The sequence below is a fragment of the Synechococcus sp. M16.1 genome (assembly GCF_014279895.1).
Classification (GTDB): domain Bacteria; phylum Cyanobacteriota; class Cyanobacteriia; order PCC-6307; family Cyanobiaceae; genus Parasynechococcus.
This window is the reverse complement of sequence record NZ_CP047954.1, coordinates 470,668-491,692: the sequence shown is the minus strand read 5'-3', so window position 1 is coordinate 491,692 and position 21,025 is coordinate 470,668. Positions and strand designations below refer to the sequence as shown.

Sequence of the window (21,025 nt, the reverse complement as noted above, 5' to 3'; positions counted from 1 at the left end):
GACATATGAACGTGTTGGCCGCCCTTCTGGTGCTCGCCCTGCTGATCGTGGTGCATGAGGCCGGCCATTTCCTCGCTGCCACGCTCCAGGGCATCCGCGTCAGCGGTTTTTCCATTGGCTTTGGCCCGGCCCTGATCAAAAGGCAACGGCGTGGGGTGACCTACGCCCTGCGGCTGCTGCCCCTGGGTGGTTTCGTCGCCTTCCCTGACGACGATGAGGAGAGCACGATCCCGGCTGATGATCCGGATCTGCTGCGCAACCGGCCCATCCCCCAGCAAGCCCTGGTGGTGGCTGCGGGGGTGTTGGCCAACTTGGCCTTGGCACTGATGGTGCTGTTCGCTCAGGCAGCGTTTGTCGGCGTTCCCGCCGCGCCGGATCCGGGGGTTCTGGTGGTGCAGGTGCAACCGGGTGGCGCTGCCGCCCGCTCCGGGCTTCGTGCCGGTGACCAGATCCTCAGCCTGAATGCCCAACCCCTTGCCGCCGGACAACGGGGCGTTGAAGCGATGGTTCGGGATGTGAAAGCAGCACCCGAGCGAGCCATCCGTGTGGAGCGAAAGCGAGGAGACGAGACGTCCAGCCTTGAACTCATCCCCGACGATCAACAGGGCACAGGAAAAATCGGCGCCCAGCTGCAGGCCAACATCAGTGGGGAGATGCGCCCCGTGCGCAATCCCGGTGAACTGGTGCTCACCACCGGCTCGCAATTCAGCCAAATGCTGCAGCAAACCGTGCGTGGCTACGCCGGCCTCCTGACCAACTTCCGCGCCACGGCGGGGCAGGTGAGTGGCCCCGTCAAGATTGTTGAGATGGGAGCTCAGCTCAGCCAGCAGGGGGGATCCGGGTTGGTGCTCTTCTCAGCCCTGATCTCCATCAATCTGGCGGTGCTCAATTCACTGCCGCTGCCGCTGCTCGATGGCTGGCAGATGATGATGCTGGCGATTCAATCCGTTCGGGGGCGTCCGGTGTCCGAACGGATCCAAATGGCCTTCGTGCAATCCGGTTTTCTTTTGTTGGTGGGGCTCACGCTTGTGCTGATCGTGCGTGACACCAGCCAGCTGCCGGTGGTCCAGCAATTGATGGGTCGCTAGGAGGGTGATGGCGCCCATGTATCGTTGACGATTCGTTCACTCGCTGCCCTCAGCTGCATGGCCAAGAAGTCGATGATCGCTCGCGATGTGAAGCGCAAGAAAACGGTTGAGCGCTATGCGGCCAAGCGCGCAGCACTGATGGCAGCCTTCAACGCAGCCGAAGATCCGATGGATCGCCTGGAGATCCATCGCAAGATTCAAGCTCTGCCCCGCAACAGCGCACGCATCCGTGTGCGCAACCGCTGCTGGGCCACCGGCAAGCCCCGCGGCGTCTATCGCGATTTCGGTCTCTGCCGTAACCAGCTGCGTGAGCGCGCCCACAAAGGTGAACTCCCCGGCGTGGTCAAGTCCAGCTGGTGATCAGCTTGTCGCCATGGCGTCGTGAGGGGGAGGCTTGGCCTCCCCTTTCTTGTGAAGAGCAGCCATGAAATGTCAGACTTGGGATTGACAAAAGGACATAAGACGTCGTGCAAGGACAAACCCAGTCGATCTCCTTTGACGGACGCGAGATTCGACTGACCACCGGGCGCTTCGCCCCTCAGGCGGGAGGATCCGTCTTGGTGGAGTGTGGCGACACCGCCGTGCTTGTGACCGCAACCCGTTCAGGCGGACGAGAAGGCATTGATTTCCTGCCGCTGATCTGCGATTACGAGGAGCGGCTTTATGCAGCTGGCCGCATTCCCGGCAGCTACATGCGTCGTGAGAGCCGCCCCCCCGAACGGGCCACGCTCACGGCCCGACTGATTGACCGCCCGATGCGGCCACTGTTCCCCAGCTGGCTGCGCGATGACCTGCAGGTGGTGGCCACCTGCCTGTCCCTTGATGAGCGGGTCCCCGCTGATGTTCTTGCGGTGACGGGTGCATCGATTGCCACGCTGCTGGCAGGCATCCCCTTCAACGGCCCGATGGCCGCCGTGCGGGTGGGTCTGCTCGGGGATGACTTCGTGCTCAACCCGAGTTATCGGGAGATCGAACGGGGTGATCTGGACCTGGTGGTCGCCGGCACCCCTGACGGCGTGGTGATGGTTGAGGCCGGCGCCAACCAGCTGCCCGAGCAAGACGTGATCGAGGCGATTGATTTCGGCTACGAAGCGATCTGCGAACTGATCAAGGCACAGGAACAGCTGCTGAAGGATCTGGGCATCACCCAGGTGAAGCCGGAGAAGCCGGAGGAAGACAGCACCGTTCCTGCCTATCTCGAGAAGCAGTGCACCAAGGCGATCAGCGCTGTCCTCAGCAAATTTGATCAGAGCAAGGACGAGCGGGACACAGCCCTGGAAACGGTGAAGGGCGAGGTGTCCGAGACCATCGCAGGTCTCAAGGACGACCACGCCGTTCGCCAAACCCTGGCCAGCAGCCCGAAACTGCTCGGCAACAGCTTCAAGGCGCTGACCAAGAAGTTGATGCGCCAGCAGATTCTCAAAGACGGCAAGCGTGTGGATGGACGCGGCCTCGACGAGGTTCGCCAGATCAGCGCCATGGCCGGCGTCCTGCCGCGCCGGGTGCATGGTTCTGGTCTGTTCCAACGCGGACTCACCCAGGTGCTCTCCACCGCAACCCTGGGCACCCCCAGCGATGCCCAGGAGATGGACGACCTCCATCCCAACACCGAGAAGCTGTACCTGCACCACTACAACTTCCCGCCCTACTCCGTCGGTGAAACGCGGCCGATGCGCTCCCCAGGTCGTCGTGAGATCGGCCATGGCGCCCTGGCCGAACGCGCCATTCTTCCGGTGCTTCCCGAGAAGGACACCTTCCCCTACGTGGTGCGCGTGGTGAGCGAAGTGCTCAGCTCCAATGGCTCCACCTCGATGGGTTCCGTCTGCGGCAGCACCCTGTCGCTGATGGATGCCGGCGTGCCGCTGAAGGCTCCGGTGAGTGGCGCAGCCATGGGTCTGATCAAAGAGGGCGATGAGGTGCGGATCCTCACCGACATCCAAGGCATCGAGGACTTCCTCGGCGACATGGACTTCAAGGTGGCCGGTAGCGAGAAGGGCATCACCGCCCTGCAGATGGACATGAAGATCACCGGCCTTTCGGTGAAGACGGTGGCTGAAGCCGTCAACCAGGCACGTCCGGCACGGCTCCACATCCTCGAGAAGATGCTCGAGGCGATCGACACCCCTCGGGACAACCTGTCTCCCCATGCCCCACGTCTGCTCAGCTTCCGGATTGATCCAGAGCTGATCGGCACCGTGATTGGCCCCGGTGGACGCACGATCAAGGGCATCACCGAGCGCACCAACACCAAGATCGACATCGAGGACGGCGGCATCGTGACCATCGCTTCCCACGATGGTGCTGCGGCTGAAGAAGCCCAGAAGATCATCGAAGGCCTGACCCGCAAGGTGAACGAGGGTGAGGTGTTCTCCGGTTCGATCACCCGGATCATCCCGATCGGCGCCTTTGTGGAGATCCTTCCGGGCAAGGAAGGCATGATCCACATCTCGCAGCTCTCCGAAGCTCGCGTCGAGAAGGTCGAAGACGTGGTGAAGGTGGGCGACGAGGTGACCGTGCGGGTGCGCGAAATCGACAACCGCGGCCGCATCAACCTCACCCTGAGGGGCGTGCCCCAGGCCGGCGATGCCTCCGAAGTGGAGCCTCAACCCACCCCGGTGGCACCGCTCAGCTGATCAGGTCTCAGACCTGAAAGCCGGGATCGATCTCGGCCATGGCCCGCGTCGCACGCTCTCCGAGCTCGGCGTGGGCTTTTCCATGGCTGGCGATCAGACAGCCAGCCTGTCGCACATCGCCGGTGTTGTAGGTGAGGTCGGCCTGATCGGCATGGGTGAAACGACCACCGCCCGCCAGCAACACCGCCTCCGGAGCAGCCATGTCCCAATCCTTGGGAGCGCTCTTGCCGGAGAGGGAAACGTAGAGGTCGGTTTCGCCTCTCAGGATCGTGGCCACCTTGAAGCCAACGCTGCCCACGGCTTTGGAACCGCCGAGATTGAGGGCATCAATGAGCTTGACCAAACGGTCGTCGCGGTGGCTGCGGCTGGCCACCAGGATCAGATCTGAAACCTCGGTTCTGTCGCTGAAGCGAACTGGCGAACGCTCACCCTGACGGTCTTCACACCAGGCACCCTCACCAACGATGCCGATCCAAAGTTCATCGGCTTCCGGTAGAAGCACAACGCCGATCACCGGCCGCTTGTCGCGCACCAGGGCCAGATGAACGGCGTATTCGCCTGTGCCCTGCAGAAAATCCTTCGTGCCATCCAGGGGATCGAGAATCCACAGCCACTCCGCCGGCAGCGGTTGGCCTTCCGTGAGCTGCTCCTTGGCGGTCTCCTCGCTGAGCAGCGTCCAGTCGGCCTTGGGGAACGCGGCCGACAGTCCATCCAGCAACCACTTGTTCACGGCCAGATCAGCCGCAGACACAGGGCCCTCTCCGCCTTCATCGACACTCAACGCCTTGGGGAAACCATGCGGAGGCTGCTCGCCGCGGGCATAGGCCCGCAGGATGTCGGCGGCACCCCAACTCAGGCGACGCAATTCCGTTAGCAGAGCCTCCTTGTCAACGCCAGCGGGGAGGACGGCAGAGCTGGGCATCATGATCAACAGAGGCGCTCGCCATTGTGATGCAGCGGGATGAACCAAGCGGCGGCAGCCTTTATCTGGTGGGCACTCCCATTGGTCATCTGGGGGACCTGTCACCACGCGCTCGTGACTTGCTCCGCAGCGTGGATGTGATCGCCTGTGAAGACACCCGCCACAGCGGACAGCTGCTCAGCAGCCTTGGAGCGGGCGGCCGCAAGCTGTCCTTTCATCAGCACAACACCCGCACCCGCGTGCCCCAACTGCTGGATCTGCTGGCGGAGGGTCAAAGCCTGGCGGTGATCAGTGATGCCGGGCTGCCGGGCATCAGCGACCCCGGTGAAGAGCTGGTGGCCGCAGCGCACCAGGCCGGCCATCCCGTGATCTGCATCCCTGGCCCTTGCGCCGCCACCACTGCTCTGGTGAGCAGCGGCCTGCCCAGCGGACGCTTCTGCTTCGAAGGATTTCTGCCGGCCAAAGGCAAGGAACGGCGGGCCCGCCTCGAAGCCATCAGCCATGAACCCCGCACAACGGTGCTGTACGAAGCGCCGCACCGCCTGATCACGTTGCTCGAGGAACTCCAGCACCACTGCGGAGGAGACCGTCCTCTGCAGGTGGCACGGGAACTGACCAAGCGCCATGAAGAACAGGTGGGGCCAACGGTGGATCGTGCCCTGCTGCACTTTCAGCAGCACCCGCCCCAAGGGGAATGCACGGTTGTGCTGGGGGGAGCACCGTCGCAGAACGTCGAAGAACCCGACGACGACGACCTGCTCAGGCAGCTGCAGGCGTTACAGGACGAGGGTGCAAGCGCCAGTGACGCTGCACGGCAACTGGCCCAGACCACAGGGCTGTCCAGACGACGCCTGTATGCCCTCTTGCACCAGGGCACGTCAAACTGAGCCCGTCGACGGTTGTGCTGTGTTGATTCGCCTGCGTCTTCTGCTGATCAGCTTTGGCGGTGGCCTGCTGCTGCTGCTGCTGCTCTGCCTTGGAGCCCAGAACCTGCAGGATCGCCACGCGCTCCAGCTCGGAGGACAACGCTCAGTGCCTCTTCCTACGGGTTTTCTCGTGGGGATTGCGATGGTGATCGGGGTGATCAGCGGCGGAACCGCAACGGCCGTTTTGCTTCCCGATCAACGCGATCGCTTCGATTGAGAGCAATCAGGTAAGAGCAATCAGCGGCAGTGCTCAGGCATCCAGCGCAATCAAGGTTCCGTCCAACACCAGTCGTGTAATGCCCCGGGCCAACAGGTAACTGCTGGTGCGCTGAAACACAGCCGTATCGGGAACCTTGATCACCCGCTGACTACGCCCGCACTGGCGCTTGGCTGCACGGGGGCTGGCAAACAGGCACAACCCCTGACGTTCCTGTTCGGCATCGTCGAGGAGGCCCAATTCGGGGAACTCCTTGAGGGGGCGCGCATCCAGCTCGACCACCTTGTCGACGAGCATGTAGGCGCTGTCCGGCAGCAGGTCGACACTGAACGGTTGGGCTTGATTCAATGGGCGATCGCTGAGATTTCCCACCCCAAGCAGGGGAACAAGCTCCGTGAATGTTTCAACGCTGCCGTTGTCATCGTCTTCGGCGAGCTCCTCCTCAGAGTCTTCGCCGAAATCATCGGCGTCATCAAGAGCCAGGCTGCTGTCGTCTTCCTTAAGGGAGTCAACCTCTGGTTCTTCCGCCTGAGTGACGGTTGGCGGGGGAGGGGTCGCCAGCCCTTTTTGCCTGCTGGCCTTCAGCGCGGCATAAGCATCAGCTGGCAACAGTGCTTTCACCGTGCGACTCACGGTGTTGGGGCTGCAGCCAAAGGCCTCAGCCAAAGCTGATGTTGACTCGCCGGCCTTGTAACGACCGACCAGATCCTGCTTCTCGCTGTCGCTGAGACGACGCGGGGCCATGGATGCCGATCAAGAGCCCATCACCTTAGGTGGCGCAAGGCTTCCAAATCCAGCCCGCCTCGAAGCAGCCTGCCAAGATGTGGGCGTTTGCTCCCTTAGCTCAGCTGGATAGAGCAACTGCCTTCTAAGCAGTCGGTCGATGGTTCGAATCCATCAGGGGGCGTGTACGACGAAGCCACTCCAACGAATACGTCTCGGAATGGTTCAAACGGGTTGTGGAGCCCCCCGGAGTGCGAGGGGCACCGATCAGATCAAACGATCAGCTGTAGGCCTTGGCAATCAGGGGGCCAGCTTGCTCATCTGACAGCACCGGGGTGACCTCCCAGTCGAGGCACTCGGCCCACTCAGCGGCATGCTCGTAACAGGCATCGGCGTTATCTGCCTCCACGAGAATCCAGCCCTCAACGGAGCCCGGTGCGTGCCAACGCTTCCAGGACTTGCACTCGGGGAAAGGCGCACCCGTTGCCAGGAACTTCTTAGCAGCAATTTCGTGGTAGCCGGTCTTGAACGACCAGTGCATCAAAAAGGTCATGGAAGGTGTTGAAGCCAACGAACATTCCCACAGGCCAAACAGCTTGTCTGTGAGGGCAAACACGGCGGGATAGATCGCTGCAAGCCCTTCCCTCAATCGTCGTCAGCAATCGTCTTGCATCCAGCGTTATGCGCGGTTACATGGGAGCCATGCAGCCAGATGGCGGAATGCCGGAGCTTCTCAAGCGTCAGATTGACCGCCTGGAAACCGCCATTGACCTCTCGACGGACTGGCTTGAAATTCAATATCTGATGGTTGAGCTCGATCAGCTCAAGGCTTTGTATGAGGAGGAGGAATCAGAGGCTGCATAAGCGGGTTTTGACCTCAGCCTCAGAGCACAACCCATCGAGCTCAGCAACACGTCAGGCCAGCTTGTTCGGCGTTCTTGATCCAACCCTGCCAGCGTGGGGAATAACTGACGTTCTATGGCATGAATAACGAGCAGCAGGCGGAACTGGAACGCCTCGAGCGTGTGCTTGCGGTGGCCAAGCGGAACGGGAACGAGCTGTTCATTCAGAACATCGAACGGGAGATCAGCGCCGTTCAGCGGGGTGAACACTCCCCCCTCATCGAGGAATACCTCACAGCGGAAGAGCGGGCATCAAGGGGCGTCGACAACCAGCCCGAGGCTTGAAACCAACTGAAAGGCACGCCATCCCAACAATCGATCGTTCAAGCCCTCAAGGCAATGCGCCTTAATGCTGATGACTTTGTGCCCTAAAGGCACAAAACTATGGGCATCGAGATCGGAGGAGCCCATGACGGACGACACTCCACCCCAGCAGACCGTAGAAGCAGACTGACTTTCTGGCCCCTGCTCCAACAGTCTCAACAATGACCTGGGTTGGTCCTTTGGTGGGCACGCAATGGTCCGCCACGCCAATCGACGCTCCACTTGCACCGTCTCAGGTGCCCTCGGAGAAAACGACCCAACACCTCGAGCCCATGGCCCCAGGGCGCCTCGAGCCAGACGCTTCGACCCTTTCTTTTCCTAGCTGAAGTGATGGGTTGAACGATGCACAAACGAGCGAGTTAGGCCGTCTTTCCACCGGGAAGGGCGGCCTTCCTCTTTGGCTGATCACCCATGAAACAACACCAGCCCTCTCTCATCTCGGGCTCACGTTTAAACAGTTAAGGGAAGAGCCTTGCAGGCAAGCATCAAGCATCTGCATCCTCCACATCGGCCCCGGAACCAACACCTTCAGCCCCAGGATCCTGCCCAGGCCGCCAGCCACTCTCCCAGATTTGACGCGTCTTGAGGTTCAACTCGTCGCGCGAAAGTCCCCATAGCGTGAGACATTTCTGCAGATCATCACGAATATCTTCAGCTCCAGGAAAATCCGCATATCGCGAAAATAATGCAGCAATCGTTGTCAACTGCTGCGGGCCTGGTTCGTCCCCATGACCCAACACAGCATCAATCTGGTCACGATCGATGGCGTAAAGCGGATGGGTTTGCTGCGTGTCGTCGGTCATCCACCGATCATGCCTGAACAGGGCGAGCAGAGCAGCAGATCAGTCGAGCTCCCAGCACTCAGACCCACGACTGGTGAGCAGGCAGACAACGTGCTTTTCCTCGCTGATCAGGCGATACGTGTGCCCATCAGCATCACTACGGGCACGGGCATGCCAGAAGGCATTGTCTTTGGAAGCGTGTTCGGCACGATTGGACCAACCATCAACTGTTAGCTCTTGAACCGCAAACATGCGCCTGACTCGAACTGAACAAAGGCTCGAGGAGCACGTGCGTTCTGTGCAGGATCAACAGAAACTCGTTGGGATCGCTTGATCAGCTGTTGTAATCAGCGCAAAGCCGAGATTTTGTCGACACTTGAACCAACTTCCTCAATAAAAAGACGCTCAGCTGAGGCATCATTTTGAAGACGAAAGAGAAAGCCATTCACCCAAGCTGTCTCTTTATTGTTGACCTCATGGCCACGGTCAACGAACCCGGGCTGCTGCTGGAACAGATGCAGGAGAATGGTCAGAACGTCCTGCGGGGAAAGATTTTCTGGGTCAATCGATGGCAGTTGATCCCTTACATCCAGATACGACATTGACCCGGTGGTCGCAACATCAAAGGCCACTGTCGACTTGCACACACGATCAGTCCATCCAAACAAAAAGCCCCACCGAAGTGGGGCTTCATCTCTTGAGTGAAACAGGAGTCAGAGCCAATTGGCACGCATGGCCTCGTAGGTCACTCCTCGGTATTTCAACTGAGTTGGAGCCACCTTCTCTTTCGCCAGCTTGACGGGGGAGAGATGTGCAGAGGTGTAGTCGCCGGATTCAGATCCGCGTGCCACGGCCTTTTTGGAGCTGTTGCGGAGCTGCACGCGCAGCTCACGCTCCTTCAGAAGCTGAAGAGCATTCATAGTGTTCCTCGTAGAAAGCTCAGGCCCCGTTCCATGCCCTGAGTCGAACTGCGCTTCGCTGTGTAGCGAAGTGAACGCTTGTAGCGGTTGCTACAAAATAAATATAGGGCACCCAAGCCGAGTTGCGCTGTTCATCCCGTTACAGCCAGAGGCAATTAAATCAAGTTCAACCGCAAAAGGTGCGCCAATGCGAGCGAATTGTGGTCGTCTTCGTTGGTCGTTCTCAATTCAAGGTTGAAAAAAAGCGCTGATTGCTCCTGAACAAAAGGGCCTGCATGCCACGTTCCCGGATGCAGCTTGAAGGCTTCACCGGCCTGAAACTTGATCAGAGCGATCGAGGAAGCGGGGGGCGGACAGCCGGAATCCGTTGAAGGGGCCATGGCCAGCCACCAGGGCTGGGCATCGGCAGATCCCAGACACTGACTCACGCGATAGTGCCGCGTCATCGACTTGAGCACAGGAGGCCGGCGGCGGATCCGCATCACGTAAAAGCGCGGCTGAGCATCTGCAGCGAAATACAGGTCTGCGTCCGCTGAACCGAACAATGCAGGATCGCTCTGCGGACGCAACAAGGTGCCACAACGCTCCAGCCAAGGCGAGTCCGATGCAATCGGCGTCAGGCTCTGGGTTTCCTCATGATCCATCCCGTCAGGATATGAAAACCAGGCCATGCACCCGTGCAACAAATGGTGCCTTGGGCCACTGACGGCAAGGACGGAACTCCCTATCACCTGAAAAAGGTGAACCGATCATGCTGACCACGTCGACACGCCTGAAACTGCAAAACATCTGCGGCCGCCTAGCGCAGGGCGAGTTCGTGTCACTCCAAGAACGCGTCTACCTTCAAAAATTTGCCGAACGCGATCGCAGCGTGAGCACGTGGGTGAGCAGAGCGCAACGCTTTCAACGGGAAGGCACACAACAAGGCCTCGACGGCTTGATGGCCGATCTCGACTTGGGGCGACGTCATCCAGACGACCCTGAGCATCCAGAAGATGATCTCGGCGACTGGTTCAGCAATGCTTCGCCTTGGCTGCGTCGCGACTGACGCGCCTTAGCTGGGATCGTCGAGGGAGCCGAAATGGTTGACGGCAACAGCCTGCAACGTTTTCAACGATTCCAGAACAGCCAGGCGTTGCTGAGCCTGAGCAAGCATCGGCTTGCCATGGGGGACGCATGATTCGATCAGAGATGCCGCCTCAGAGGCTTCAGCCTTCACCCAGCCCGTGCATCGCTCAAGGCGGGTGGTGAGATCACCATCACGCAATGCGCCCGAGTAGTTCGGCCCCGCGAAAACCTCGAGAAGTGTCGCCAGCGCATCCCTGGCCTGCTCCCGGTTCACCGTCATAGGGCTTGTGGAATACGGGACCACACTGGCAGCCCAGGCACAAAAAAGCCGCCTCATATGGGCGGCCGGGTGATGGGGATATCCACAGCCTACCCGAACGAACCAGTGATTGCAGGCCTTTTGAAGAAATGGCGACAACACGGGCCGCCAAAGTTTTCCACCTTCCTGTGGATAAGATGATGCCAAGCGGTGTTTTGTGAAATTCAATCCACCACATCTGGTGGATCAGCTGCACAAACTTGACGAGAAGCACTACACTTGTTGAAAAGCCGGGTGATGGGGATTACTTGGCTTATTCCTCCGTTTAACGGAGGTTTTTTTATGCCTTCTCCCATGACAAGGCAGCCCTGTCTGCAGAACTCACATGGCCAAGGAGCATGTCCATGCAGAAGAGGCAAGCCACATCTGCACAACTTTGCTCACGGTTCTGACTCATCTCAGTGAACTGGAGAAACTGCTTCAGGTCTGGCCCAAGCCAGTGAAATCAAAACAACAACTTTGTCAGGCAAGACTCAGATCCACGCCATAGGCTCCGTGCAGCAACAGAGATCTCGACCAGATGCGTGCCCTGAACAGATTGCTGCTACTAGCGATTGCTCTGAGCATGGTCCCGTCTTCAGCAGGCGCTCTTGAACTGGGTCCTTGTGAACCGGCCGAAGCAGTAAAGATCATCGACACCAGCCTGGGACAAGGAAAAACGCTTCAGCAAGCCATGCAGATGATGATCAAAGCGAAAGTGTTCGACGGATCCAAGGCGTGCATCACCTTCATCCGCGAAACCTCGATGAGCCTGCGCGATTCATACCCAAGAGCCTTTAAATCGCTTTGGTTGAACTAGGCATCCGTCGGATCCTGATGATGTCGGTTTGGCGGAGAACCGGTCCTTAAGCCAACGGCGCACGAGCAAACCCGACATCATCGAGTCAGGATCTCGGCCCATCATGCAAACCCCACGACGGATCAACGATCCAGCCAATAGCCTCGCCGTGGTGGTTGCCGTCGTTCTCAGCGTGCTGCTGTTATTGGGGCAGGCTCTGTTCATCGTTCCGGCCGGCAAGGTTGCTGTGGTCACCACCTTGGGCAAGGTGAGCGGAGGTTCGAGACTTCCGGGCCTCAATCTCAAGGTGCCGTTCATTCAATCGGTGTATCCCTTTGATGTGCGCACCCAGGTCAAACCGGAGGAATTTGCCACCCTCACCAAAGACCTCCAGGTGATCGAAGCCACCGCAACCGTGAAATACGCCGTTCGCCCCAACGAAGCCGGACGGATCTACAGAACGATCGCCGGCAACGACCGGGAGATCTACCCCCGCATCATTCAGCCGTCATTGCTGAAAGCCCTGAAGTCGGTCTTCTCCCAGTACGAGCTGGTCACCATTGCCACCGAATGGAACGACATCTCCGCCCTGGTGGAGCGCACGGTCGCCGAAGAACTCGACAAATTTGATTACGTGGAAGTGCGCGGTCTCGACCTCACAGGCCTGCAGATCGCCGAGGAATATCGCGCTGCCATTGAACAGAAACAGATCGCAGAGCAGCAACTGCTCCGCGCCCAGACCGAAGTGAAAATCGCTGAGCAGGAAGCCCTGCGCTACGACACCCTCAATCGCAGCCTCGACGATCAGGTGCTTTACAAGCTTTTCCTCGACAAATGGGATGGGCAAACGGAGGTGGTACCGGCCCTTCCTGGCAGCAACGCCAGCACACCTCCAGTAATTGTGGGGCGACGCAGCTGAACCAACGCCAGCCGTGGTTGTTGATCAACAATCGCTTCTCGAAGACAAAGATCGTCTCGAAGAACTGCGCCGCAGTTACGACGGCGAAGCACGGCTGAACGAATCCTTCATCGTTCTGACGGTTGGCGCCAGCCTGGGTTTGGTCGCCGACAACAATGCGGTGATCATTGGGGCCATGGTTGTGGCGCCGTGGATCCTGCCGCTGCGGGTGGCGGTGTTCGCGATCCTGATCGGGCAGGCCAGGCTGTTGTCACGATCACTGATCACCCTTTTCGCCGGAGCAGGGATCACCTTGATCCTGTCGATGGGATTGGGCCTCATCGCACGCAGTCAGGGCTTGCTTGTGGTCGAGGCCTTGCCGGAACAGATCGTCGCCCGGCTTGAGCCCAACACATTTGATCTGGGAATCGCCTCGGCGGCAGGTGCCATCGCGACCTACGCCAAGGTCAACCCTGGGGCCGTGAGTTCGATGGCCTGCACGGCGATTGCCGTGGCCTTGGTGCCGCCGGTGTGCGTGATGGGATTGATGCGCTCCGGACCAGACATCAGCAGCGCCCAGGGTCCTGCACTGCTCTATGCCGCCAACTTGCTTGGAATTCTGATTGGCGGGATCACGGTGCTGGCGATTCGTGAGCCGTACTTCCGCGACAAACTCAGGCGCCGCCGCCGCTCACGCTTACCCGTGCTGTTGGCATTGGGTTTGGCCGTGCTGGTGGGTCAAAAACTGTATGGGAGGTATGAGCAAATACCGATACAGGCTCAATCGGGAGGTGGCCCAAAAACAGATTGAATCGGAGATCCGCTACTACCTCAAGAATAAACGTTGACCTTTGGTGCCAACGACGCCGTGGAACTGGAAAAGGTCGTCTTCGCCTGGCCCGACTACTGGGAACAAAATCAAGCCCCAAGCTTCCTGGTGGTGGTGCGATCACTCGACCACAAGCTGCCGAGTTACAAGCAGGTTCAGAACATTCAAGACACGATCAACAGCAGACTTGCAGGCCAATTCCCTGGCCTTGAACTGCAGATGCAGGTGCAACTCATCAACGTGAGCGTGGTGTAAGGCAATGAAGTGGACCTTGAGGTTGACCTCGAGCAAATCTTCAATGATGCGGACACAGGCCTTACACCGGCACAGGTGCTTGAAGATGAACCGAAAGATGAAGAAGGAAACTCGGCCGAAGCTGAAATCTGTTCAGAGCCAGATTGCTGAAACGCGATTTATTTGCGGGTCAGGATGACAAACAGGGCGTGAACCACAGCGGCTGGCCACATACCAAACAAGACTGGGAGCCCAAGGCCGCCAACGGCAAAGAGATAGATCACCAGGTTGATCCAAAAGGGCTGCGTCAATCCCACCTGAGTGAAGACGCCCAGAGGGGGAATGAACAGGGCAATGATGATCCGAAAGATGTCGCCGCAGGTCATCAGAGGAGCACGGGAGTGCCCATGTCTAGCCATCAGAGCCTGACGCAAAGATGGCTCCTCTCTGTTGATGGTTGATTGGATCTCAATTCTGAAAGCACAACAAAAAGCCCCCTCCGAGGAGGGGGCTTTCCGATTCAGTTGATCTGAATCGTTTTGGCTGTTCCAAAGGGAACAGGGTGATTCCAGATCAACCGATGGCAGGAGCCTGCAGAGCCACAGGAGTGGACTCAGCAGCAGCCAGGTCGAGGGGGAAGTTGTGAGCATTGCGCTCGTGCATCACCTCCATGCCGAGGCCGGCACGGTTCAGCACATCAGCCCAGGTGTTCAGGACGCGGCCCTGACCATCAAGGATGGACTGGTTGAAGTTGAAGCCGTTCAGGTTGAAGGCCATGGTTGACACGCCGAGGGCGGTGAACCAGATGCCGACAACAGGCCAGGCAGCCAGGAAGAAGTGAAGGCTACGGCTGTTGTTGAAGGAGGCGTATTGGAAGATCAGGCGACCGAAGTAACCGTGGGCAGCCACGATGTTGTAGGTCTCTTCCTCTTGGCCGAACTTGTAGCCGTAGTTCTGGGACTCAGCCTCGGTGGTTTCACGCACCAAGGAGGAGGTCACCAGGGAGCCGTGCATGGCGGAGAACAGGCTGCCGCCGAAAACACCTGCGACGCCCAGCATGTGGAAGGGGTGCATCAGGATGTTGTGCTCAGCCTGGAACACCAGCATGTAGTTGAAGGTGCCAGAAATGCCCAGGGGCATTGCGTCAGAGAAGGAACCCTGACCGAAGGGGTAAACCAGGAAGACAGCGGAGGCTGCAGCGACAGGTGCGCTGTAGGCAACGCAGATCCAGGGGCGCATGCCCAGGCGGTAGGAGAGTTCCCACTCACGACCCATGTAGGCGTAGATGCCGATGAGGAAGTGGAAAACAACCAGCTGGAAGGGGCCGCCGTTGTACAGCCACTCATCGAGGGAAGCAGCTTCCCAGATGGGGTAGAAGTGCAGGCCGATGGCGTTGCTGGAAGGAACAACAGCACCGGAGATGATGTTGTTGCCGTAGATCAGGGAGCCAGCGACGGGCTCACGGATGCCATCGATGTCGACCGGAGGAGCGGCGACGAAAGCGATGACGAAGCAGATGGTGGCAGCCAGCAGTGTGGGGATCATCAGCACACCGAACCAACCGACATACAGACGGTTGTTGGTGGAGGTGACCCACTCACAGAAGGCCTGCCAGCTGGAAGCGCCGGAGCGCTGCTGGAGGGTGGTGGTCATGAGAACGGAAAGAAATGTTCCCGGAGGAACGGTTTAAGGAAGGGCAGGAGAGCCCTGCCTGATCGGGAGTGTAAAGGAAGTTTGCGCTGTGTGTCCACAGATTGCGAAACCAACGCTTAAGCACCCCAGACGAGGAAAGCGATGCTTTCGAAAGACTTAAGATTCATGAGACTCACCAAGGCGCTTTTGGTTCTGATCCGCTGGATGCAAGCCGGCCACCGCTTGGAGGAAACCGTTCCTCTGAGCCAGGCCCGCCACAGGCGACTGGAGCTGGAGGCTCAAGGCGCCACCGTGTATTGGAGTGAACGTCTGGCCCAGGGGCAGTTCTGTTGAGAGGCTGGGGCCAATCAGCACAGGCCCATGCAGCGTTTGATTCCTCTGGTTTGTCTAGGGCTGACCTCGGTTGGTCTCACCAGCTGTGGACTGGTGAGCTCAAGCGGCGACCAACCAAACGCAAGCGCTTCGATCAAACAGCTGGAACAACGCATCAACCAACTGGAGCAGGAGCTGCAACAAATCAAGTTGCCCGGCGGCGATGCCGACAGCAAAACCCCGGCCGGTCCGCTGCGATCCCTCACCCTGCGGATCGGCACCGAGGACGACCGATTGCGGATGTACTGGGCGGATGGTCAGAGAAGCAATCTGATCTGCTCTCAAGAAGGGAAAGGTGTTTGGGCCTGCGGTTAGGCCGCAGAGAGCAGCTGCTGCAAGGCCGGCAGCCAGGTGGGCTGCACGGGCCACACCTCCCGGCGCGTGAGGGAGAAAGCAATGCTTTTCTCCGCGTAGGCCGCTTCATTCACAAACACCGGAATCTCCCCCTCAACCCACGCTTCACCACGATCGGTGCCATCCGCAGCACGGAACATCGCCTGGGTTGAGCTGATGTCCTGCCAATCGCGGCCCTGCAGTTCGGGATGCACAAGGGCCTGAGGCTCTCCGTTCTCCGCCTTCGGAAGATCCCGACTCCCCAGGTGACGGTGCACCACCAGAGCATCCGGCAGCCGGGCCAAGCCCTGATGTGCCTGATCCAAGGCTCTCAGGCAGGTTTCCAAGCCAAGACGGGTCTGTTCAACGACCCGGGCATTGAGCAGACCTTGCGGCACAGGGCCCACCTCGATCACCAGGCCGCAGGGCCAGGATTCAACAAGGAAGCCGGTCTGCTGAGCATCGGCTTCGTGCAGATAAATCGGCAGGCCGAGCGATCCCTGCACCAAAGCCGCGAGGGCGAGATCAGCGGGACGCCGGCCGTACACCACCAGGGAATTGCCCATGGCCGCTGTGGTGCTGTGCAAATCGATGGCCACAGCACAGGGCTTCTCACCGCTCGGGCCGTGCAAGCGCAGGAGTTCCCCAGCACGCTGAAACTCCAAGCCGGGGGCCCCCTGCTCCAACTGTTCCGGGAGGAAGCAGCGGTTGAGGTCACGATCGACATAGCGGCAGCGACGGCGCAACGCTTCCGGGTTGCCGATCACCTTCTGCACCGCCAAGCCAGCAGCGTTGATCAGATCAGGGTTGGCCTGCCACTGCTGCAGCAACCAAGGGGCATTGACCTCATTGCCGTGGGTGCCGGCCACCACTAGAACGCCACAGCTGCTCATGGACCACAGCGAACCAAGTTCTGACTGAAGCACGAGTCACAGCGAGGATGAAAGCGATCCAAACCGCGCCATGTCGATCCCACCTGTCGTGGTCACGGCCGCCCGTCGCAGTTGGCGATGGCAATGGCAACGGCTCATGGGTGGGCTGGGCCCAGCCGATGCGGCCGGCAATTACACCCGCCCAAGCAGCGATCCACTCACCCCGCCGGCTTTAAACCCCGAAGACCTGCTCCAGCGCAGCGCAGGCCAACGGTCAATGCTGGTGATCGGGCGCAGTTGCCCCTGGGCCCATCGCACCTGGCTGGTGCATCAGCTGCGCCATCTGCACGACAGCGTCACCCTCGTGATGGCACGGGCGGATCACGACGCTGGACGCTGGGCCCTCGATCCAGCCTGGGAGGGGTGCAAAACGCTGCTGGATTTGTATCAGCACTGCGGCGCTCCCCCCAGCTACCGGGCCACCGTGCCTGTGCTGGTGGATCCCAAGACGCGCACCCTGCTGGGGAATGACAGTGCACCACTGGTGGACCTGTTGAACCACTGGCCCCATCAAGACGCGGTTGTGGACCTGGCACCGGCAGAAGCAACCGACAGGATCCAGGCCTGGCAGCAGCGGCTGCAACCGGCCATCAACGATGGGGTGTACCGCTGCGGTTTCGCCCGCAACCAAGCGGCCTACGACCGCGCTGAAGCCGATCTCTTCGCCGCCCTCGATGCGGTGGAGCAAAGCCTCGAAACCAATGGTCCATGGCTGTGCGGAAAAGCACTGACCCTGGCGGACGTGCGGCTGTTCCCCACCTTGATCCGCTGGGAGCTGGTGTATGCCCCCCTGTTCGGCTGCACTCGACAGCCGCTCTGGCACTACCCACACCTCTGGGCATGGCGACAACGCTTTTACGCCTTGCCGGGCGTTGCGGACACCTGCGACGGCAACGCCTGGCGAAACGACTACTTCGGTGCCTTGTTCCCCCTCAATCCCGGCGGCATCGTTCCAGCCGGTCCTGACCTGAGCACACTGGTGAACAGCACGGCGGCGTCGGGATGACCAGCGCAGATCCAACCTTTGAAGGTGTCTACGGCCCTTACTCGATCACCGCTACCGATCGCCAGGAGGTGCGTTCCTACCGGATCGCCCTGTTGATCACCGGCCTCAGCCTGGCTGCAGGGGTGCTGCAGTGGTGGCAGACCGATAGCCCCTGGGCATGGCTCTGGGTGCTGCCGATGGCCACAGCCCTGGGCCTGGCGCTGCGCTGGATTCACATTTATCTCCGTCCCTTGCACCGCGCCCTTCAACTGTTCTGGCTAAGCGGTTGCATCGGTTGGGGGGCCCTGCTGCTGCAGGCCGGCCCCACCGAAGTGCTCTCCACCCTGCGGGACCAGCCGCTGTGGATCCTGGCCATCGGGCCGCTGTTTGCCGCCCTGGCGGGAACCGGCTTCAAGGAGTTTTTCTGCTTCCAACGGCCCGAAGCCATTGGTCTCACCCTGCTGCTGCCGGCAGCGCTGCTGGGGCATCTGGTGGGACTGATCAATGGTCCCCTCTGCCTGGCTCTACTGGAAGCTGCAGCGTTGCTGCTGGTGCTGCTGGCCCTGCGCAAATTCGGCATGGAGGCAGCAGCGGATGTGGGCGACAAGAGCGTGTTTGCTTATCTGGACGGTCAATTGCCTGCTGGCACGCCGTGAGTCTGATCAGCCTGGTGAGTGCGGCCAAGGATTTCGGCATCCGCACCCTCTTTTCCGATCTCGATCTCCACATCGCTGAAGGAGAACGGCTCGGGCTGATCGGACCCAATGGCGCCGGCAAATCCACCCTGTTGAAGGTTCTGGCAGGGAAAGAACCGCTCGGGGAAGGGGAACGCCGCTGTTCGCCGCGGCTTCGGGTGGAGCTGGTTGGTCAGGAGAGCCGGATCACTCCGGGGCTCACGGTGCTGGAGCAGGTGCTGGAGGGCTGTGGTGCCAAACGGAATCTGCTGGTGCGCTTCAGCGCCCTCAGCGACGCCATCGCGGAAGACCCCAGCAATGAAGCACTGATGGCGGAGCTGGGTCAGCTCAGCCAACGGATGGATGAAGAGGACGCCTGGAGCCTGGAGCAGCAATGCCGGGAAGTGCTGCAGAAATTGGGCATCAGCGATCTCCAGCGCCCGGTCGACGACCTCTCCGGCGGATACCGCAAACGGGTGGGTCTGGCATCAGCCCTGGTGGCCTGCCCCGATGTGCTGCTGCTGGATGAGCCCACCAACCATCTCGATGCCGCTGCAGTGGAATGGCTGCAGAGCTGGCTGGATCGCTACCCCGGGGCTCTGGTGCTGGTCACCCATGACCGCTACGTGCTCGATCGGGTGACGCGGCGGATGGTGGAGGTGGACCGAGGCCAGGCCCGCACTTATCAGGGGAACTACAGCACCTTTCTGCAGCACAAAGCGGAAGAAGAAGCCTCAGAAGCAGCCTCAGCGGCCAAGTTCAAAAGCGTGCTTCGCCGCGAGTTGGCCTGGCTACGCCAGGGCCCCAAGGCCCGCAGCACCAAACAGAAGGCGCGACTGCAACGCATCGAAGCGATGCGCGAGCAGAAACCCAATCAGGCCAAAGCAAAGCTGGAGATGACCGGCATCAGCCGGCGCATCGGCAAACAGGTGATCGAAGCGGAAGCCGTTGGGGTCACAGCCGATGGCAGCGGGGGCGGTCGCCCACTCCTCGATGGCTTCAGCTACAGCTTCAGCCCTGAAGACCGAATCGGCATCATCGGCCCCAACGGCAGCGGCAAATCCACCCTGCTTGATCTCATCGCCGGACGGCGCGAGCCAACCCAGGGCAGCCTGCTGCTTGGGGAGACCGTTCACATCGGTTACCTGGACCAGCACACCGAAGCCTTCAACGAAGGCAAAGGGCTCGATCGCAAAGTGATCGAGTTCGTGGAAGAAGCCGCCAGCCGGATCGATCTGGGGGGTGAACAGGTCACCGCATCCCAGCTTCTAGAACGCTTTTTGTTTCCACCGGCCCAGCAGCACAGCCCCTTGGCCAAGCTTTCGGGAGGCGAGCGCCGCCGCCTCACCCTCTGCCGAATGCTGATCCAGGCGCCCAACGTGTTGCTGTTGGACGAACCCACCAACGATCTGGATGTTCAGACCCTCAGCGTTCTGGAGGATTTTCTTGAGGACTTCCGAGGTTGCGTGATCGTTGTTTCCCACGACCGTTACTTCCTCGATCGTACGGTTGATCGTCTGTTCTGTTTCGACCAAGGACGGCTCAATCGCTTTGAAGGGAACTACAGCGCGTTTCTGGAGCAGCAGCGCCAGGAGGAACGCAGCCAAAGCCAGGCGAGCAAACCCTCCACACCAAAACCAGAGCGGAACCGCCAGACCAAGAGCAACGGTCCGCGGCGGCGCAACTTCAAGGAGAACAAGGAGCTTGCGGCGCTTGATCAACAGCTGCCTGAACTGGAGCTGAAGAAAGAAGAGCTGGAACAGCAGATGACCCGGGAAGGCGCTGATATGGCCAAGCTGAGTCTCGATCTGGCTCAGATCATCACCCGCATTGAACAAGCGGAAGAACGCTGGCTGGAACTCAGCGAATTGGCGCCCTGATCAACGATCTGGAGCTGTGCTTGTAGCCACGGCTACCGCCACTTCAAATCAGCGTTATCGGATGGTGATGGGGTGGGATTCCACCACTCCAAAACCGATGAACCGCCGTAAGGTGCTGCCAGGCCACGGTCTGTATTCATGAAGTCCATCGACGAACACATCCAGAAGGATCAATCCGAAATCGAAGCTGCCAAAGCAGCTGGAGACGAGGCCAAGGTTCGTCACCTCACCGATGAGCTGAAGTCGCTGGAGGAATACAAGGAACACCACCCCGGCGACAGCCACGACCCCACTTCGCTCGAGCTGCATTGCGAGGCCAATCCCGATGCCGATGAGTGCCGCGTCTACGACGACTGATCCAACCAGCGACGTATATCCAACGAGGGCTCAGTAGTCCTCGTTGTAGTCGGAGGGGCTGCCGGTCAGGCTGCAGACGACAGCCTCCTCCTTACGCATTGCCTTCACTTCAGCGATCGGGCGTCCCATGCGTTGAAGCACAGCAACATCCTCTTTCGTTTGGCACCGGGCAATCACGTCGCCCTTGTTGTCCAGACAGGTGTAAAAGGTCATGTCATGGGAGAGACATTCCCGTTATGACTCCCCCGCGATCAGGCCACAAGCATCGGTGTGGCT

30 protein-coding genes and 1 tRNA gene are annotated in these 21,025 nt (G+C 60.0%); 19 read left to right on the top strand and 12 right to left on the bottom strand.

The window, feature by feature from the left end; translation table 11 throughout:
• Window positions 1-5 precede the first annotated feature (5 nt).
• From rseP to SynM161_RS02665, 3 genes are all read left to right on the top strand, one after another.
• Window positions 6-1,088 (top strand): RIP metalloprotease RseP, encoded by a 1,083-nt coding sequence (gene rseP / locus SynM161_RS02675; RefSeq protein WP_186541906.1) that lies wholly within the window; start codon window positions 6-8, stop codon window positions 1,086-1,088.
• A 57-nt stretch (window positions 1,089-1,145) separates the two neighbouring features.
• On the top strand, window positions 1,146-1,448 hold the full coding sequence (rpsN, locus tag SynM161_RS02670; protein ID WP_011363576.1) for a 30S ribosomal protein S14: 303 nt from the start codon (window positions 1,146-1,148) through the stop codon (window positions 1,446-1,448).
• Window positions 1,449-1,555: 107 nt separating this feature from the next.
• Window positions 1,556-3,721, top strand: coding sequence for a polyribonucleotide nucleotidyltransferase (locus SynM161_RS02665; protein ID WP_186541905.1), 2,166 nt, complete (start codon window positions 1,556-1,558; stop codon window positions 3,719-3,721).
• Between the two features lie 7 nt (window positions 3,722-3,728).
• On the opposite strand, the gene SynM161_RS02660 is transcribed toward SynM161_RS02665, so the two are convergent.
• Window positions 3,729-4,646 (bottom strand): 3'(2'),5'-bisphosphate nucleotidase CysQ, encoded by a 918-nt coding sequence (locus SynM161_RS02660; RefSeq protein ID WP_186541904.1) that lies wholly within the window; start codon window positions 4,644-4,646, stop codon window positions 3,729-3,731.
• Window positions 4,647-4,672: 26 nt separating this feature from the next.
• Here SynM161_RS02660 and rsmI point away from each other — a divergent pair, with 26 nt between their 5' ends.
• Both rsmI and SynM161_RS02650 read left to right on the top strand, forming a co-directional pair.
• Entirely contained in the window at window positions 4,673-5,530 is an 858-nt protein-coding gene (rsmI, locus tag SynM161_RS02655) for a 16S rRNA (cytidine(1402)-2'-O)-methyltransferase (protein WP_186541903.1), read from the top strand.
• Window positions 5,531-5,549: 19 nt separating this feature from the next.
• Window positions 5,550-5,786 carry a hypothetical protein gene (locus SynM161_RS02650; protein WP_186541902.1) on the top strand — a complete coding sequence of 79 codons (237 nt, stop codon included), beginning with the start codon at window positions 5,550-5,552 and terminating at the stop codon, window positions 5,784-5,786.
• Window positions 5,787-5,819: 33 nt separating this feature from the next.
• On the opposite strand, the gene SynM161_RS02645 is transcribed toward SynM161_RS02650, so the two are convergent.
• The gene (locus SynM161_RS02645) at window positions 5,820-6,530 is read right to left on the bottom strand and encodes a helix-turn-helix domain-containing protein (protein WP_114988216.1); all 711 of its coding nucleotides are present in this window, start codon (window positions 6,528-6,530) and stop codon (window positions 5,820-5,822) included.
• An 89-nt stretch (window positions 6,531-6,619) separates the two neighbouring features.
• On the opposite strand from SynM161_RS02645, the gene SynM161_RS02640 reads away from it, so the two are divergent.
• A tRNA-Arg gene (locus SynM161_RS02640) sits at window positions 6,620-6,693 on the top strand.
• A gap of 96 nt (window positions 6,694-6,789) precedes the next feature.
• Here the strand turns inward: SynM161_RS02640 and SynM161_RS02635 are convergent.
• Entirely contained in the window at window positions 6,790-7,062 is a 273-nt protein-coding gene (locus SynM161_RS02635; RefSeq protein WP_114988194.1) for a DUF3303 domain-containing protein, read from the bottom strand.
• Between the two features lie 140 nt (window positions 7,063-7,202).
• Here SynM161_RS02635 and SynM161_RS02630 point away from each other — a divergent pair, with 140 nt between their 5' ends.
• Window positions 7,203-7,373 carry a hypothetical protein gene (locus SynM161_RS02630; protein WP_255441878.1) on the top strand — a complete coding sequence of 57 codons (171 nt, stop codon included), beginning with the start codon at window positions 7,203-7,205 and terminating at the stop codon, window positions 7,371-7,373.
• A gap of 119 nt (window positions 7,374-7,492) precedes the next feature.
• Window positions 7,493-7,696, top strand: coding sequence for a hypothetical protein (locus tag SynM161_RS02625; RefSeq protein ID WP_114988289.1), 204 nt, complete (start codon window positions 7,493-7,495; stop codon window positions 7,694-7,696).
• A gap of 524 nt (window positions 7,697-8,220) precedes the next feature.
• On the opposite strand, the gene SynM161_RS02620 is transcribed toward SynM161_RS02625, so the two are convergent.
• The 4 genes from SynM161_RS02620 to SynM161_RS02605 all read right to left on the bottom strand — a co-directional run bounded on the left by SynM161_RS02620 (window position 8,221) and on the right by SynM161_RS02605 (window position 10,081).
• Window positions 8,221-8,538: a DUF3288 family protein gene (locus tag SynM161_RS02620; RefSeq protein ID WP_186541901.1), complete on the bottom strand. Its 318-nt coding sequence runs from the start codon at window positions 8,536-8,538 to the stop codon at window positions 8,221-8,223.
• A gap of 326 nt (window positions 8,539-8,864) precedes the next feature.
• Window positions 8,865-9,149, bottom strand: coding sequence for a hypothetical protein (locus SynM161_RS02615; protein WP_255441877.1), 285 nt, complete (start codon window positions 9,147-9,149; stop codon window positions 8,865-8,867).
• A gap of 81 nt (window positions 9,150-9,230) precedes the next feature.
• A complete protein-coding gene (locus SynM161_RS02610) occupies window positions 9,231-9,437 on the bottom strand; it encodes a hypothetical protein (protein ID WP_114988190.1) in 207 nt (68 codons plus the stop codon).
• A 155-nt stretch (window positions 9,438-9,592) separates the two neighbouring features.
• The gene (locus SynM161_RS02605) at window positions 9,593-10,081 is read right to left on the bottom strand and encodes a hypothetical protein (protein ID WP_255441876.1); all 489 of its coding nucleotides are present in this window, start codon (window positions 10,079-10,081) and stop codon (window positions 9,593-9,595) included.
• A gap of 107 nt (window positions 10,082-10,188) precedes the next feature.
• Here SynM161_RS02605 and SynM161_RS02600 point away from each other — a divergent pair, with 107 nt between their 5' ends.
• A complete protein-coding gene (locus SynM161_RS02600) occupies window positions 10,189-10,485 on the top strand; it encodes a hypothetical protein (RefSeq protein ID WP_186541899.1) in 297 nt (98 codons plus the stop codon).
• 6 nt (window positions 10,486-10,491) lie between these two features.
• Here the strand turns inward: SynM161_RS02600 and SynM161_RS02595 are convergent, their stop codons facing one another.
• Window positions 10,492-10,785: a hypothetical protein gene (locus SynM161_RS02595; RefSeq protein WP_115161532.1), complete on the bottom strand. Its 294-nt coding sequence runs from the start codon at window positions 10,783-10,785 to the stop codon at window positions 10,492-10,494.
• A 559-nt stretch (window positions 10,786-11,344) separates the two neighbouring features.
• Here SynM161_RS02595 and SynM161_RS02590 point away from each other — a divergent pair.
• From SynM161_RS02590 to SynM161_RS11980, 4 genes are all read left to right on the top strand, one after another.
• Window positions 11,345-11,623 carry a hypothetical protein gene (locus tag SynM161_RS02590; RefSeq protein ID WP_186541898.1) on the top strand — a complete coding sequence of 93 codons (279 nt, stop codon included), beginning with the start codon at window positions 11,345-11,347 and terminating at the stop codon, window positions 11,621-11,623.
• 103 nt (window positions 11,624-11,726) lie between these two features.
• Window positions 11,727-12,521, top strand: a complete 795-nt coding sequence (locus SynM161_RS02585) for a prohibitin family protein (RefSeq protein WP_186541897.1) — start codon at window positions 11,727-11,729, stop codon at window positions 12,519-12,521.
• 13 nt (window positions 12,522-12,534) lie between these two features.
• Window positions 12,535-13,311, top strand: coding sequence for a DUF389 domain-containing protein (locus SynM161_RS02580; RefSeq protein WP_255441875.1), 777 nt, complete (start codon window positions 12,535-12,537; stop codon window positions 13,309-13,311).
• Window positions 13,312-13,344: 33 nt separating this feature from the next.
• Window positions 13,345-13,584, top strand: coding sequence for a hypothetical protein (locus tag SynM161_RS11980; protein WP_255441874.1), 240 nt, complete (start codon window positions 13,345-13,347; stop codon window positions 13,582-13,584).
• A gap of 158 nt (window positions 13,585-13,742) precedes the next feature.
• Here SynM161_RS11980 and SynM161_RS02575 read toward each other — a convergent pair whose 3' ends face one another.
• Window positions 13,743-13,949: a YqaE/Pmp3 family membrane protein gene (locus tag SynM161_RS02575; RefSeq protein WP_186541896.1), complete on the bottom strand. Its 207-nt coding sequence runs from the start codon at window positions 13,947-13,949 to the stop codon at window positions 13,743-13,745.
• Window positions 13,950-14,136: 187 nt separating this feature from the next.
• A complete protein-coding gene (gene psbA, locus SynM161_RS02570) occupies window positions 14,137-15,216 on the bottom strand; it encodes a photosystem II q(b) protein (protein WP_115131219.1) in 1,080 nt (359 codons plus the stop codon).
• 165 nt (window positions 15,217-15,381) lie between these two features.
• On the opposite strand from psbA, the gene SynM161_RS02565 reads away from it, so the two are divergent.
• Window positions 15,382-15,549 (top strand): hypothetical protein, encoded by a 168-nt coding sequence (locus SynM161_RS02565; protein ID WP_170950919.1) that lies wholly within the window; start codon window positions 15,382-15,384, stop codon window positions 15,547-15,549.
• A gap of 27 nt (window positions 15,550-15,576) precedes the next feature.
• Window positions 15,577-15,903, top strand: a complete 327-nt coding sequence (locus SynM161_RS02560; protein ID WP_186541895.1) for a hypothetical protein — start codon at window positions 15,577-15,579, stop codon at window positions 15,901-15,903.
• Here SynM161_RS02560 and SynM161_RS02555 read toward each other — a convergent pair.
• A complete protein-coding gene (locus tag SynM161_RS02555; RefSeq protein ID WP_186541894.1) occupies window positions 15,900-16,814 on the bottom strand; it encodes an aspartoacylase in 915 nt (304 codons plus the stop codon). The two genes, SynM161_RS02560 and SynM161_RS02555, sit on opposite strands and share 4 nt — an antisense overlap.
• 70 nt (window positions 16,815-16,884) lie before the next feature.
• On the opposite strand from SynM161_RS02555, the gene SynM161_RS02550 reads away from it, so the two are divergent.
• The 4 genes from SynM161_RS02550 (at window position 16,885) to SynM161_RS02535 (ending at window position 20,749) form a co-directional block, all read left to right on the top strand.
• The gene (locus SynM161_RS02550) at window positions 16,885-17,859 is read left to right on the top strand and encodes a glutathione S-transferase C-terminal domain-containing protein (protein WP_186541893.1); all 975 of its coding nucleotides are present in this window, start codon (window positions 16,885-16,887) and stop codon (window positions 17,857-17,859) included.
• The gene (locus SynM161_RS02545; RefSeq protein WP_186541892.1) at window positions 17,856-18,494 is read left to right on the top strand and encodes a DUF2301 domain-containing membrane protein; all 639 of its coding nucleotides are present in this window, start codon (window positions 17,856-17,858) and stop codon (window positions 18,492-18,494) included. The genes SynM161_RS02550 and SynM161_RS02545 overlap by 4 nt, the downstream gene beginning before the upstream one ends.
• Complete coding sequence (locus SynM161_RS02540) at window positions 18,491-20,392, top strand: ABC-F family ATP-binding cassette domain-containing protein (RefSeq protein WP_186541891.1); 1,902 nt, start codon at window positions 18,491-18,493, stop codon at window positions 20,390-20,392. Before SynM161_RS02545 ends, SynM161_RS02540 begins: the two co-directional genes overlap by 4 nt.
• Window positions 20,393-20,530: 138 nt before the next feature.
• Window positions 20,531-20,749, top strand: a complete 219-nt coding sequence (locus SynM161_RS02535; protein WP_186494643.1) for a CP12 domain-containing protein — start codon at window positions 20,531-20,533, stop codon at window positions 20,747-20,749.
• Window positions 20,750-20,779: 30 nt separating this feature from the next.
• Here the strand turns inward: SynM161_RS02535 and SynM161_RS02530 are convergent, their stop codons facing one another.
• The gene (locus tag SynM161_RS02530; protein WP_114988937.1) at window positions 20,780-20,962 is read right to left on the bottom strand and encodes a hypothetical protein; all 183 of its coding nucleotides are present in this window, start codon (window positions 20,960-20,962) and stop codon (window positions 20,780-20,782) included.
• Window positions 20,963-21,025: the final 63 nt, after the last annotated feature.

Coding starts and splice junctions, on each gene's coding strand:
- rseP (WP_186541906.1), top strand. CDS start 6: ATGAACGTGTTGGCCGCCCTTCTGGTGCTCGCCCTGCTGATCGTGGTG.
- rpsN (WP_011363576.1), top strand. CDS start 1,146: ATGGCCAAGAAGTCGATGATCGCTCGCGATGTGAAGCGCAAGAAAACG.
- SynM161_RS02660 (WP_186541904.1), bottom strand. CDS start 4,646: ATGATGCCCAGCTCTGCCGTCCTCCCCGCTGGCGTTGACAAGGAGGCT.
- rsmI (WP_186541903.1), top strand. CDS start 4,673: ATGCAGCGGGATGAACCAAGCGGCGGCAGCCTTTATCTGGTGGGCACT.
- SynM161_RS02645 (WP_114988216.1), bottom strand. CDS start 6,530: ATGGCCCCGCGTCGTCTCAGCGACAGCGAGAAGCAGGATCTGGTCGGT.
- SynM161_RS02635 (WP_114988194.1), bottom strand. CDS start 7,062: ATGACCTTTTTGATGCACTGGTCGTTCAAGACCGGCTACCACGAAATT.
- SynM161_RS02630 (WP_255441878.1), top strand. CDS start 7,203: ATGGGAGCCATGCAGCCAGATGGCGGAATGCCGGAGCTTCTCAAGCGT.
- SynM161_RS02625 (WP_114988289.1), top strand. CDS start 7,493: ATGAATAACGAGCAGCAGGCGGAACTGGAACGCCTCGAGCGTGTGCTT.
- SynM161_RS02620 (WP_186541901.1), bottom strand. CDS start 8,538: ATGACCGACGACACGCAGCAAACCCATCCGCTTTACGCCATCGATCGT.
- SynM161_RS02610 (WP_114988190.1), bottom strand. CDS start 9,437: ATGAATGCTCTTCAGCTTCTGAAGGAGCGTGAGCTGCGCGTGCAGCTC.
- SynM161_RS02605 (WP_255441876.1), bottom strand. CDS start 10,081: ATGGATCATGAGGAAACCCAGAGCCTGACGCCGATTGCATCGGACTCG.
- SynM161_RS02600 (WP_186541899.1), top strand. CDS start 10,189: ATGCTGACCACGTCGACACGCCTGAAACTGCAAAACATCTGCGGCCGC.
- SynM161_RS02595 (WP_115161532.1), bottom strand. CDS start 10,785: ATGACGGTGAACCGGGAGCAGGCCAGGGATGCGCTGGCGACACTTCTC.
- SynM161_RS02590 (WP_186541898.1), top strand. CDS start 11,345: ATGCGTGCCCTGAACAGATTGCTGCTACTAGCGATTGCTCTGAGCATG.
- SynM161_RS02585 (WP_186541897.1), top strand. CDS start 11,727: ATGCAAACCCCACGACGGATCAACGATCCAGCCAATAGCCTCGCCGTG.
- SynM161_RS02575 (WP_186541896.1), bottom strand. CDS start 13,949: ATGACCTGCGGCGACATCTTTCGGATCATCATTGCCCTGTTCATTCCC.
- psbA (WP_115131219.1), bottom strand. CDS start 15,216: ATGACCACCACCCTCCAGCAGCGCTCCGGCGCTTCCAGCTGGCAGGCC.
- SynM161_RS02565 (WP_170950919.1), top strand. CDS start 15,382: ATGAGACTCACCAAGGCGCTTTTGGTTCTGATCCGCTGGATGCAAGCC.
- SynM161_RS02560 (WP_186541895.1), top strand. CDS start 15,577: ATGCAGCGTTTGATTCCTCTGGTTTGTCTAGGGCTGACCTCGGTTGGT.
- SynM161_RS02555 (WP_186541894.1), bottom strand. CDS start 16,814: ATGAGCAGCTGTGGCGTTCTAGTGGTGGCCGGCACCCACGGCAATGAG.
- SynM161_RS02550 (WP_186541893.1), top strand. CDS start 16,885: ATGTCGATCCCACCTGTCGTGGTCACGGCCGCCCGTCGCAGTTGGCGA.
- SynM161_RS02545 (WP_186541892.1), top strand. CDS start 17,856: ATGACCAGCGCAGATCCAACCTTTGAAGGTGTCTACGGCCCTTACTCG.
- SynM161_RS02535 (WP_186494643.1), top strand. CDS start 20,531: ATGAAGTCCATCGACGAACACATCCAGAAGGATCAATCCGAAATCGAA.
- SynM161_RS02530 (WP_114988937.1), bottom strand. CDS start 20,962: ATGACCTTTTACACCTGTCTGGACAACAAGGGCGACGTGATTGCCCGG.